At 39.5% G+C, this 12,495-nt stretch carries 14 protein-coding genes and 1 tRNA gene; 12 read left to right on the plus strand and 3 right to left on the minus strand.

Annotation, left to right across the window (positions count from 1 at the left end):
* Nucleotides 1-37 precede the first annotated feature (37 nt).
* The 3 genes from Phpb_RS00795 to Phpb_RS00805 are packed head-to-tail and all read right to left on the minus strand — an operon-like array spanning nucleotide 38 to nucleotide 2,244.
* Nucleotides 38-1,453 (minus strand): phenylacetate--CoA ligase family protein, encoded by a 1,416-nt coding sequence (locus tag Phpb_RS00795; protein ID WP_065388745.1) that lies wholly within the window; start codon nucleotides 1,451-1,453, stop codon nucleotides 38-40.
* A gap of 13 nt (nucleotides 1,454-1,466) precedes the next feature.
* Nucleotides 1,467-1,889, minus strand: coding sequence for a DUF2000 domain-containing protein (locus Phpb_RS00800; RefSeq protein WP_065388746.1), 423 nt, complete (start codon nucleotides 1,887-1,889; stop codon nucleotides 1,467-1,469).
* On the minus strand, nucleotides 1,879-2,244 hold the full coding sequence (locus Phpb_RS00805; protein ID WP_065388747.1) for a Dabb family protein: 366 nt from the start codon (nucleotides 2,242-2,244) through the stop codon (nucleotides 1,879-1,881). Before Phpb_RS00805 ends, Phpb_RS00800 begins: the two co-directional genes overlap by 11 nt.
* A 582-nt stretch (nucleotides 2,245-2,826) precedes the next feature.
* On the opposite strand from Phpb_RS00805, the gene Phpb_RS00810 reads away from it, so the two are divergent.
* The 12 genes from Phpb_RS00810 (at nucleotide 2,827) to Phpb_RS25800 (ending at nucleotide 12,294) form a co-directional block, all read left to right on the plus strand.
* A tRNA-Thr gene (locus Phpb_RS00810) sits at nucleotides 2,827-2,902 on the plus strand.
* Between the two features lie 1,238 nt (nucleotides 2,903-4,140).
* A complete protein-coding gene (locus Phpb_RS00815) occupies nucleotides 4,141-4,560 on the plus strand; it encodes an antiterminator Q family protein (RefSeq protein WP_065388748.1) in 420 nt (139 codons plus the stop codon).
* Between the two features lie 395 nt (nucleotides 4,561-4,955).
* Complete coding sequence (locus tag Phpb_RS00820) at nucleotides 4,956-5,504, plus strand: phage neck terminator protein (RefSeq protein ID WP_420848316.1); 549 nt, start codon at nucleotides 4,956-4,958, stop codon at nucleotides 5,502-5,504.
* A 3-nt stretch (nucleotides 5,505-5,507) separates the two neighbouring features.
* Nucleotides 5,508-6,977, plus strand: coding sequence for a DUF3383 domain-containing protein (locus tag Phpb_RS00825; protein ID WP_082302499.1), 1,470 nt, complete (start codon nucleotides 5,508-5,510; stop codon nucleotides 6,975-6,977).
* 9 nt (nucleotides 6,978-6,986) lie between these two features.
* Nucleotides 6,987-7,427 carry a DUF3277 family protein gene (locus Phpb_RS00830; RefSeq protein ID WP_065388751.1) on the plus strand — a complete coding sequence of 147 codons (441 nt, stop codon included), beginning with the start codon at nucleotides 6,987-6,989 and terminating at the stop codon, nucleotides 7,425-7,427.
* Between the two features lie 103 nt (nucleotides 7,428-7,530).
* Nucleotides 7,531-7,941 (plus strand): phage tail assembly chaperone, encoded by a 411-nt coding sequence (locus tag Phpb_RS00835; RefSeq protein ID WP_065388752.1) that lies wholly within the window; start codon nucleotides 7,531-7,533, stop codon nucleotides 7,939-7,941.
* 134 nt (nucleotides 7,942-8,075) lie between these two features.
* A complete protein-coding gene (locus Phpb_RS27445) occupies nucleotides 8,076-8,144 on the plus strand; it encodes a DUF6889 family protein (protein WP_411179146.1) in 69 nt (22 codons plus the stop codon).
* A complete protein-coding gene (locus tag Phpb_RS26215) occupies nucleotides 8,134-10,185 on the plus strand; it encodes a phage tail tape measure protein (protein ID WP_065388753.1) in 2,052 nt (683 codons plus the stop codon). Before Phpb_RS27445 ends, Phpb_RS26215 begins: the two co-directional genes overlap by 11 nt.
* A 2-nt stretch (nucleotides 10,186-10,187) precedes the next feature.
* Complete coding sequence (locus Phpb_RS00845; protein WP_065388754.1) at nucleotides 10,188-10,793, plus strand: phage baseplate protein; 606 nt, start codon at nucleotides 10,188-10,190, stop codon at nucleotides 10,791-10,793.
* On the plus strand, nucleotides 10,778-11,083 hold the full coding sequence (locus Phpb_RS00850; protein ID WP_065388755.1) for a phage baseplate plug family protein: 306 nt from the start codon (nucleotides 10,778-10,780) through the stop codon (nucleotides 11,081-11,083). The genes Phpb_RS00845 and Phpb_RS00850 overlap by 16 nt, the downstream gene beginning before the upstream one ends.
* 403 nt (nucleotides 11,084-11,486) lie before the next feature.
* Nucleotides 11,487-12,023: a hypothetical protein gene (locus Phpb_RS00855; protein ID WP_065388756.1), complete on the plus strand. Its 537-nt coding sequence runs from the start codon at nucleotides 11,487-11,489 to the stop codon at nucleotides 12,021-12,023.
* Between the two features lie 94 nt (nucleotides 12,024-12,117).
* Entirely contained in the window at nucleotides 12,118-12,294 is a 177-nt protein-coding gene (locus Phpb_RS25800; protein ID WP_165603258.1) for a hypothetical protein, read from the plus strand.
* The last annotated feature ends 201 nt before the right edge of the window (nucleotides 12,295-12,495 follow it).

Genomic DNA, 12,495 nt, shown 5'->3' on the forward strand with positions numbered 1-12,495 from the left:
TCTGTTCATTTATAAGTACGGCCTGCAACAATTACGCCTATTGTAATAGGCTATTAGTTGCCCTCTTTTTCATGATTTCTAAAGCCGAATTTCGTTCAATATTGTTGGTATCATCTCTCAGATCATGGATACGTGCTGCTTTCCAGCTTACCATTGCCGCGGTTCCAATAAGTCCACCGACATCTCCTACATGGATGTCGACATTCATATTGAATTTGGATTCCATTTTTTGCTTTATCTTACTAATGAGTGACGCATCATGTAATTCGTCACACGGCTCTAAAGTGATCTTAAGCTCATCTGTACCGGCTGTATTGTTGATTTCAATAAAATATTCAAAACAATATTCGAGCTCTTCAAAGATGGCATTTTCAATATCAAAAGCATATACATTAGCATTGTTTAATACTAATACATCTTTTACTCTGCCGATGGGTTCTATTTCCCATTGATTTAAGCCAATTGCTTTACACCGAACCATATCCCCTGTTTTGTATCGAATCAGAGGTTTATTCCCTTTATATAAATGGGTAATCACTAATTCGCCAGCAACGTGATTATCACCAACATTGAGTTTCTGCTGAGTAAAAGGGCAAATGAGTTCGTAATAATTGTTGTATGGAATAGTAATAAGCTTATTGGTATCGTTACAAGCCGCCAGAATTGACGTTTCTTGTGAGGCATACATACAGTTGTAAATTTTAGCGCCCCAATTCCGAGATAAGTTCCTTAATCTATTTGGCGTAATAAGTTCTCCAAGCACTAAAATGATCTCGATACCTAATTCTTTTGCGTCACATGCGTTGTCTCGGCAATATTTTAACAACTCAGCGGCGACCGCGGGTGTGCAAACTAAAGCGGTTATTTTGAGGTCTTGTATCAACCTGAGTACTCTATGCATGCCGACAACGGGCGAACGAGGCCACATTTTAATAACGGTATGTCCTAAACTGCGAAATACATCTTCAAAGGTATCTCCAGTGGAGTGCAATTCCGTTGGACCCATCACGCCAATAATGTGTTGTTTGCCTTCCTGATTAAAAATAGACTCATATTGCAGAGTCAGGAAGCTATTATTGACTAAAGAATCTATTTCATTGCGAGGACAAGGCGTTGATGGCCCAGTTGTCCCTGTGGTTTCATAATATATCCAGGCATGACTCAAGCTATCTGAAGATATCGTATTCCCTGCCTTACTTAAGTCTAATTTTGTGGTAAAGGGCAGTTTTTTAATAAATGAGGATAAATTATCATCATCATTTGGATTTATTGCGTTTAGGCGATCTTGATAGAAAGTTGAACCATTCTTCGTATAGTTTATGATTTCTTTCAACTTTTCATATTGTATTTTTTCCAATACCGGGATATCTATCTCGCCAGACAGATATCTTTTTAATTCGGCAAGGTACTTCAGCCCTAACTCATGAAGATCAGTTCTAAAAATGGAATACATATATGCTACCTGGTTATTTATAAAGTGGTAAGTTGCCAGTGAGTTTATTGATATCTTTCTTTGGTCCAACTATGCCAATTCCGGATAACTTCAATTCATCGGAATGCTCATCAGATAATTTTCCTTCGTATTCCTCATAGGTTCTGCATGATTGCGCTAAACAGGAAAAAGGGCTCAATTTAAAATTATCGTTAGATTTTAATTCATTATGAATAGCATCCAGTACATCATGGCTTGCTTTCAAAATAGGCAAAGGCGTTTTAATGACACCGGGATAACAAATGCTATCTTTACTAAAGACATCATGCCCTACAATGCCGTTAATGTTTCTGCCAATTGAAACACTAATGACGCTCAGTGCGTTCATGGCTAACCCAAGTGGCAGACTATCAGCGATAACGACGACACTTTTATGTAGGTTTTCGTCAAACTCCATACGACTTCCCTATTAACTGAGTAAAATTGATCAACTTATTTATGTCAATAATAATATCCGAAACTGTCCATGTACTTATTTCTTTCCATAGCACCACGCCTTTTATATGATCGGGATGATGCATATATATGTTCAGGTCTTCGTAACTTTCAAAGTAACCAATTAAACTAAAGTCAACTGATTGCTTTCTGTCTACCGTACTGCGGCCACAAAACCATCCTTTTATTTCACTTATCTCATTTATATGATTTAAAGTCACCTTCTCTGCTAATATCGCCTTTTCACAATCCCAGCTTATTCCATCCTTGAAGGTAAATAAGACTTGATGTGCAATCAAGTTATTTTTGCCCAACATGATTTACCTCGTATTTAATGATCTTGAGTTATAATAACCTATGGAAATGATTTAATTTACACTTAATATTAGCGCATACCTGATTTAATTTTTTTGATTTGCATCTAATTTAAATAGCACATTGCATTTATATTAGTCAACTATTTCCCATTGGTAATAATTCAAAGGAAAGTGAAAAAATTGTGATTCTGACAATGAGAAGAAAGCTATTAGGCTTGTCTCTTGAATGTCTTAATTTTCCATTGCCTCTGGGCGATAAGGTTGCTTTATGACCAGTGGTTATTTTCTAATAGGTAACAATAGTCATAAAACATTTTGTTGTTATTTCTGATTTGTCAGTAAATGAGCTGTTTTTTTGATGTTGAAAATAATCAGATTGTTGGTTGCATTATAATAAGAAGTTCTGGGAATTTATGGCAGTAGCCTTGTGTTAGTGGGCTTGCAAGTCATGGTATGCCGTTGAGTATGTCACTAATGATAAGTGTTTTGGTAATATTTTTAAATAATCTATTATTTATGCTTGATTGTTTGCGTTGGGTTGTAATATACTGCGCTCGCTTTCAGGGGCTACCTCTGAAATACGCCGGCTTAGCTCAGTTGGTAGAGCAACTGACTTGTAATCAGTAGGTCACCAGTTCGACTCCGGTAGCCGGCACCAAATCAAATAAGAAGCCGTTATCTTTTCAGAAGATAACGGCTTTTTTCTTGCTTCATTTCATATTGAACTGTTTATATATCCAGTTTGTTTTGCTATTTTCTATTATCATTTCCAGTTTAAGTGGGTAGCTGAATTTATCGTATAGTGAAACTCACTGTCAGATAGCTCGAAATGAAACAGAGTGACCAAGAATAAAGGATATCAGACTTGAGAATAATGCGGACTTATTTTCGCTGGTAAAAACTAACAGAGAAAAATATTGGTATTTGAGGTATCAGTTCTCCAGCATGAAAAAATATTTGCTATCGAGGTGTATCCTTCTATTCGTCTGGTTAAAGCTGAAAATAAGGTAGGGTAGGATAGAAAATAGCGGAAGATATTGATGTTGCAAAAAAGTATCAGACAAAGCAATTTCAGCTCAGAAGAGTATTTTTGCTAACTATCTACCCAATAACATGGGTTCAAAAATCTCATTGTTCAGAAGGGGATATATCTGACAGTGTTAAAACTTTTCACGTAGGTATTTACCTGATAATCGGTAATTTATCGCTAGCGACATTAATCCTGTTGATATCTTAAATGTCGGGTTTAATCTGGTGGAGATATTTGGAATAGGATTGTTGAGATCTCACATTTGTACCGGTTGGTTGCCTATCACCATGTAAACAAACTGGTTTTTGTGCCTGCGTCATAGGTGTGGCAATCACTCTTAATCGGCACTTCATGATGGATTTCAAAGTCGATTCAAAATATTTTTTACACTTAAATATCCATGAGGTAAAAAATCTGTGCTATTTTTTATTTAATGCATTTTTCATCTCATAATAAAAAAGGGGGTGTCATGTTGCTTGAAAACTTTTGATAAATAATAAAGAGCCTGTATGTTGCTTTAGGTACTAAGCGTTTTAAAGGAAGGTACATTAGAGGATTAAATGAAGATTATAAATTTGTATAATAAATACGTAGATGAGGAAGATAAACACTTTATGTCCATACGTATTAACAACGATATTATGTGTTTTCCTCTGAGATTAAGCTTGGTCCAGAATAGGGATTGTTTACGATTTATATTTAATAGACTAAGTAAACAGATGTATTTAAACGACGTAGTTACGTAGCAAAGAAACACCAAAATAGAGAATGAGAAATTTGTTATAATGCCGAATGCATGGATGCGTGAGACCATCGTGAAAATAATTTTTACTACTATTTGTTACTAAAAGTTAAGGTCAAAATATATGCGCAATATTCAACAAGTTTTAGAGCGTTGGGGCGGTTGGGTTGATGATGCCACGGGCGTTAATTGGCCACCGATCGCGGCTGGATTTAAAGGTTTAATTGCGTCAACTCGTTCATTACGTCCTTCCTGCTGTGATAACGATGGCTTGATCATCGATGCTTGTATCGCAAGGTTGCAGACGGTAGATAAGTCTGAAGAAATTGAAGTTTTATTTATGTACTACGCTTTAGGACTTTCCAAACGATCCATCGCGCGTTTAATTAAAGTGCCTGATATTGAAGTACGTTCCCGGTTGCAAAAGGGAGAAAGTTTTGTCCAGGGATGTTTGGCTATGCTTGATATCAAGTTAGAAATGGATGATGAAGTACAAAAACACAAAAAGCTTGCGCGTACGCAAAAAGCTATGGTAGTGTACTAATCAGTTAAAGTTGCGAATAAGCCCTGATAGAAATATCAGGGCTTTTTTCATTCGGATATTGCAGGTAATGGGGAAATAGGATTTAAGCCATTAAATTCGGTTTAAAAAATTACTGTTATGCAATCAATTCTGCTTGGTATGAGTGAACATTAAGTATCTTCTTATTGTACTCTGATAAATAAGTGAAAATTTAAATCATCATTATCAAGGTCGCACTGTGTTGCGGCCTTTTTCGTATTTGCCGTCGCGAATCGCTTGCGCATATTTTTTTACCTTCTTCGCGATCGGTATCCCTATTAAATCAATCATAACTCGATGTTGAGAACTAAATCCTCAACGCAGGGCTTGGTTTACCCAGGCACAGGGTGGGTTATTGCTGTTTGATGGAGGTATTTTTGATGAGCAACAGTAGTGATAAAGCTGGTTGGTTAACGTCTGTCACTCCTGACCCTGAGTACGATAACGCGTTAGAACACATACTGAGTTGTTGGGTGTGTGGTGTTTCTGGTTTGCCTGACGATAAAGTGCGTTCTCGATGGACATCAGCACAATTGCCCCCGGTATTGGCGGATGATGACGGGTGTGATTTTGACATTACCGATTTTATTTCGGATGTCTCGCCTGTTTTTAAGGACCAGACTGATGAGAGCGTCAAATTATGGCGCCATGAAGAAATTGTATGTTTGATTTTCTTTTATGGCCCGAATTGCCAGCGGTACGGCGCTCGTTTTCGCGATGGACTGGCGGTCGGTCAGAACAATGACGAATTGGAGCGTTTCGGTCTTTCAGTCGATAAATCTAGCTGGCTGATTTCTTTACCAAAGCTCATCAATAACCAGAGGGTGCGTCGTTATGGCATGACGATCACCTTGCGGCGAAAAGTGGTGCGTGAATACGGTGTTAAATCACTGGTGGAAGCGCCTGTTAAATTCTTTGGAGATTAAATTATGCAGGGATTACCTGTTTCAAACATTATCAACGTCACGTTGAATATGGCTCCTCATGCGGCTCAGTCTCGGAACTTTGGTGCGTTACTGATCATCGGCGCAAGCAACGTGATCAACCCTCATGAGCGTTTACGCCGGTATTCGGATATCGATGGTGTCGGTGCTGATTTTGGGCTGACTTCACCGGAGTATCAGGCTGCGGCGCTTTATTATTCTCAGTCACCACGGCCGGTTGATTTATATATTGGCCGATGGGCTAAGGATAATGTGGTCTCTTCTTTACAGGGGGCGGTGCTGACCAAACAGCAGCAAATCATCAACAAATTTACGACTGTCACCGATGGTTCTTTTAAGTTGACGATTAACGGTAAAGAAGCGGTGTACGGTGGCATCGATTTGAGTAAAGAGACCAATCTTAATGGTGTGGCCCAACGGATAGCGGATAAGTTGAAAGATTGTTCGGTCACATATGATAGTTCCTCTTCACGTTTTGCTGTTACGTTGAACTCTGTGGGGACGGTAGGTCATGTTTCACCGGCAACGACGGGAACTTATATTGGTGATTTATTAAAACTGGACGAAATATCAGGGGCTGCCGCGATTGAATCTACCAAAGCAGAAACCATTGCCGAGGCGGTCGCGGCGCTGGGATCGGTATCCAGTGGCTGGTATGGGCTGGTTATTGCTGATGACTCTCTGACGGATGACGATATTCTCTCTGTTGCTGATTACATTGAATCCGCATCTGTTTCCCGTATCTATGGACATACAGTGCAAAAAGCAGATGTCTTGGATGCTAATGTTAAAACTGATATCGGCTCAAAATTAAAAGAGAGAAACTATCAACGCACCCTTTGGCAATATTCAACCGGTAAATCCTACACCGTCGCTTCGCTGTTGGGCCGCATGTTTACCGTCAATTTCAACGGTAATAACACCACTATAACCTTGAAATTTAAACAAGAGCCCGCTGTAACCGCAGAAAACCTCACCGCAACGCAAGCCAATGTGTTGAAAAAGATAAATGGCAACGTTTTTGTTAAATACAACAACGATACGGCCATTATTCAGGAAGGCGTCATGGCGAATGGGGATTTCATCGATGAGCGCCACGGCTTGGATTGGTTGCAGAACTACGTTCAAAACAATCTTTATAACCTGCTTTACACCAGCACCAGCAAGATCCCACAGACTGATGAAGGTGTCACACGGCTAATCACCAATGTTGAACAGTCACTGGCTCAAGCGGCGACAAACGGATTAATCGCTCATGGCGTATGGGGAGGCGATCCGATTGGCGCATTGGACACTGGCGCGACATTAACCAAAGGTTACTACGTTTACGCACCGCCAATTGCAACGCAGGCACAGGCTGATCGGGAAGCTCGCAAAGCGCCGGTTATTCAGTGCGCTATCAAATTAGCAGGCGCTGTTCACTACGCTGATGTCATTATTAATGTAAACAGATAAGGGTTGAAAATGGCTACGTATTCTTTTCTTGATGTTTCCGCTTCTATTACCGGAGTTGGCGGCTCTTTTGATCTTGGCAACGGCGCCGCGCTCTCCGATGAGGGAATTACAGTCACCATGTCGGAGAGTAAAAACACCATGACCACCGGTGCAGACGGGGAAGTCATGCATTCATTGCATGCAACCAAGTCAGGAACCATCACGGTTAATTTACTTAAGACCAGTTCAGTAAACGCCAAATTGAACGCGATGCTCAGTGCGCAATCACTTTCGTCGGCGGCATGGGGTAATAATGTGATTGTTATTCGCAATAAGCAAAGTAACGACATTGCTGTTGCCCGTTCTGTCGCTTTTCAGAAGCAGCCGGATTTGCAGAATAGCAAAGCAGGTAGTACCGTTGCCTGGGTCTTTGATTGCGGCAAAATTGACATCATGTTAGGCACATTCTAACCAGTTTCCTTACACAAACAGTTAAATCGCCTTCAAATCTGCCGCAGCTTTTAACATCGGACTCATGCTGTGGCAGTTTGAGCGAGCTTGAGGATAAGTGATTATGGAATTTGAAATTGATGGTAAAAAATATCGTGGTGGTAAATTAAACGCTTTTCAGCAACAGGATTTAGCAGTGGCTTTGGCGCCGGCTATTCCGGCACTTGGGCCACTGATGAAAAAGATGGTGACAGCTAAAAATGATGAGGGAGTCACGGGCTTTGAAGAAGTGCTCCCTTATCTGGTTGAATCCATCAACGCGTTAGGAAAATCCAACCGACATGAAATTAATGATATTTGCTTATCAGTGGTTTCTCGTGAACAGAATGGTATTTGGAGTCGGATTTATGAACCTGATGGACAGGTATTGATGTTCGATGACATTAACGGCTTCGAACTGCTGAAAATTGTCGGTTTTATTATTCGAGACTCATTAGGAAATTTTTTTCTCGCCCCATTAGAGAGCGCAGTGTAATCCCAGGACAACCCAATTTAAATTTTGAAACCCTCCCGAAAGGGCGTGATTACCTGTTACGCCCGGTCATTGCGGGCATGTGCCGTTATGAATCATTAAAAAACGGTGTTCTTGGCTTGGCTGATATTGCATTGATGAATGATGCCCTTGATGTTAAATCGGAAAATGAGGCCATGATAGAGAGGTGGCGAAATGAGCAATAACGTTGAAACAACTAAGGATTTCTTGGGATCGCTTAAGTTTGATGTTGATGAAGCCGGACAGAGTAAATTCATGGCTGTTATCACCGAAGTCACGGCTAATGTTCTCAAAATGGGGGAGGAAATTAAAAACGCAGCACTAGAGGTTATTAATTTCACCACTCAAGTTGCTAACGGATTGGATAAACTTTACTGGCAGTCACAGAAAACAGGTGCAACGGCTGAAAACATTAAAGCCATTGGTTATGCGGTCAGTCAAGCAGGTGGAAGTGTTGAAGGGTTTAATCAATCTCTTGAGGGCGTTGCTAATTTCCTACATAAAAATCCAGGTGGTGAGGGATTATTGCGGAACATTGGTGTTCAAACCCGAGATGTCAATGGCAGCCTTCGGGATACAGCATCTTTGGTGGCGCAGGTGGGTGAACAGTTATCGAAAATGCCGATGGATCGTGCTAATCGATACGCCCGCAAACTGGGTATTGACGACAATACCTTGATGGCTATGCGTCGTGGGATTGGTCAATATACAACTGAATATCAGGACATGACGAAAACCATAGGTTATAACCCGACTAAAGCAACCCAGCAATCTCACCAATTTATAGTGCGCATAACTGCCTTAGATAATTTGTTTGGGATGATAAAAGAAAAAATAGGCTCGGATTTGGCGGGGGGATTAACTGGACGAGTCGAATCATTTCAACAAACTATTCTGCTTAATTTCCCTAGAATAGAAAAGGTTATTACTCGTGTATTGAATGTCATACTGAACTTGGCTGATGACATAACATTATTGGTCAGTCGTGTCGGTGAAGCTATTAGTGATTTAATTGGCTGGTGGGACAGACTGGATGGCGGTACAAAAACGGTTATTAAAGCACTAGGCGGCTTACTATTTGCGTGGAAAATCTTAAATACAGCCTTCATGACTTCGCCGATAGGGATGATTACTGCACTGTCAGCGGCGTTGCTCTTGCTTTATGAAGACTATAAGGTTTGGAAAGAAGGTGGTAAGCATTTTATTGATTGGGATAAATGGAAACCCTCTATTAATGAATTCCTTAAAGCCATTGAAAAAATCTCTAGTTGGATAAATCAGGGGGCTAAGGCTGTTGGTGGTTGGAAAAATGTATTAAAGGGATTTGCGACCTTCATTGCAGTGACATGGGCTGCGAAGATGATCAAAGGAATATCCAGTGTGACAAGTGCGATTCTTAATTTGGCTCAAGTGTCAAAATCTGTCTCCAGAGGTGGAATGTTAGGTAAAGCGGGAATTGCAGGGGCAGTTGCTGTTGTATCAGAGCCATATATCGATAAAGCACTTAATCGGACTTTTGGTGGATATGACTACTTTCAGCGAATTAGGACCGCGAAAACTTGGCATGATTTTTGTGCTGCTCTGATTGGGGAAGGTAATGCCTATTGGGATGAAAAAGGGAATTGGGTAGATAAACGTGAAGAAAACACCCTTCCGAAAGGACATTCTCAATTTGCGGCAGATACTCCTGGTAATGCTCCTGTAGTCATGCAAAAGTCAGATAAGGCGGTAACAGATGGACAAAATAATCAGCCAGTTAATAAAGATAATCCTAAAGTCAGAATGATGAAATTGGCTAATTCTGATGTGATACAAAGATTGATTGATAACATGATGGTGGGGATAAATGGTAATAATCCTTATTTATCAGAGCATACCAAAACAGCGATTATCGGAGTGCCATCGCCAGCGAATAAACCAACAAAACTGGTTGGACATTTAAATCATGTAGCTCACTCTTTGCAGAATATTCCCATTGATCGCAGAATGATCAATGGTGCGGTGGCAAATATCAACAGTATGATGAACTATCAGGTATTTACTCTCGCTTTATTACATCGTGTGCCAATATCTGCTAGCAATAATATACAGGGAATAGGAGAAGTCAATTATCATATTGAAGTCAACGGTGTTGAATCCCCGAGAGAAGCAGCAAGACTAACCGGAGAAACGGTAGAACGTACTTACAGTATGCTGCTTAGAAATATGCAAACACAGGTGAGATAACAATGGATATATTATCAGTCATGTTTTCTCAGCAAAAGAGAAAAATAGGTGTTATTGTACCGAGTGTTGTTATTTCAGAAACCCATACCGATGTATCGAATATCACCGATCATCCGGTCCAGCAGGGGGTAACATTCAGTGATCATGCTTATGACAGCCCATCGGAAGTAAGAATGGATTTAGGTTTCGCGGGTGGTGGTTCGCTGCTTGATATTATTGATACAACAAAGGTATTTGATATTTCTACCGGACTGAGCCTTGGAAGCAGTCCGCATGATATATATCAACAGTTACTTGACCTAAGAGCATCACATAAACCGTTTGATGTCGTAACGGGAAAGCGCTTATATAAAAACATGTTGATTAAAGATATCAGTGTCACAACGGATAAAACCAGTGAAAATGTTCTATCGGTAGTTTTAAACCTACGTGAAATTGTTATTGTTGAAACATCACCGAATAAGGCCGCACCGGCGGAAAATATGAAAAATCCTGAAGATACAGCACCAGTAGTTAATATGGGAGCTAAAGTTACGGTGAAGCCATCAATGCCAAAAATTATTCTTGATTTTATTATAGAGCGAGGTAAGAAATGGCTAGGGTTGTAGAAATTCCTTTATCACCTCAAAATCAGCAATTCGATATTCAGCTAAATGGCATTAATTATAAAATGAGATTGATGTGGCGTGATATCGCGGGTTGGATTTTGGATATTATGACGCTGGACAGTGAATTTATTGTCACAGGTTTGCCGTTGGTTTTTGGGGTTGACTTATTGGAACAATATCGTCATCTTGGTTTTAACGGCTCATTAATTTTTTATGGTGATATAAATCAGGAGAAACCTTTCAGGAATAATCTTGGTAAAGAGGACAGGTTATACTTTGTAGTAAGTTAACTTGATGAGAGTAACATATAATTTCAAAGTGGTTATGATAAAAAATTGTGTCCAATAACGAGAGTGGCTATATCTTTGGACGGTAATAAAATATATATTGAATGTCTTGAATGTTTTATTTCAGGAGTGATATGAATTGTAGGTAATAAAACAGGTGTGATTTACGATATTATTTTACTTGTTAGGAAATGAGATTGGTTTTGTAGGTTCTAGTAATTATTAAGGTTACAGGAACATTAATGTTGTGGATAAGGAAGATCTTACAAGAAATATTATCTCTTATCACCTGATAGGAAATAACCTATACCTTTAAGTGAATGTTGGGATAATGTGTAAATTCCTCTGAGAAAGGATAGATAATTATTGTATGTAACTATTAGATTGTTATCTAAAGGATCTTGATATGCTTTCTCTGGAAGAGATTGGTCAATTAGTAAGGAACAATCTACAATTAATCCTTGATTCTCAAGGAGTGCCATTAGTTGTAAATCCTATCACTGATCAGGACTTTAAAATTCTCGCTGGTGGTTTTGGAGCATTGGAATGGGAATTTGGTTTAGCAGAGTATGGAAATGATCCTGATAGGTTTGAATTTTGTGTGAAATTAGTGAATACAGCAATAGAAGTAGTACCTTCTGGGGCGGCTCTTTGCTTGTATGGTGTCAATGATAAAATTTTCAGAATTCACATGATTGAAAATTTTTCTAGAAATGATAAAAACCACCCTTTAACAGGGCGCATGGTTCTCCTTACCTTGATGTCTGCATATTTGTTTAGTGTGGCGGTAGAAGCTGAAGGTGTCTATATTATGGAACCTGTTTCAGAGTTGTGTGATTACTATGCGAGCTTTGGTTTTACAATGCATAAATGCGGATATATTATGGTTTCAGATGTTACTGGGTTACAGGCAGCCTTTGATAAATTTGCAATGACGATATAAGATTTTGTTATGAAAATACTAGATGGCCACTGTTAGTGTGATATGACGATTATCCTTAATAAAGAGTGCTCGAGAGACTCCCTGAGAGGTACATATGAAAGAGCAAAGCGTATCCAAGAAAGAAGTCAGGTTCGATACACGAGGTGTATTTGCAAGAATGGGTGCGGCTGTTGATATTTTGAAGAAAGCAGCTCCAGATGCTTTTAAATGCAAGGTTGCATGTTGTGAACAGCAGGGAAAGTTGCGCGGTAGTAAAAAAGCGGTAGCATAAGTTTTTATAATATGTCTCTTTGGGGAGATAAGATTTTTGGCAGTAGGAAGTCAAGTACAGTAAAGAGGTGATGACAAGCCTTATTAACGGGCATTAGTAATAGTGCCCTTTGTCGTTTATAAGCCAGAAATTTTTAGTTTCACATGATTTATTAAATACGCCGCTTAATTGCGGTTTTTCTATTTCTATATATTAGGTGAA

The sequence above is a fragment of the Photorhabdus namnaonensis genome (assembly GCF_001684335.1).
Lineage (GTDB): Bacteria > Pseudomonadota > Gammaproteobacteria > Enterobacterales > Enterobacteriaceae > Photorhabdus > Photorhabdus namnaonensis.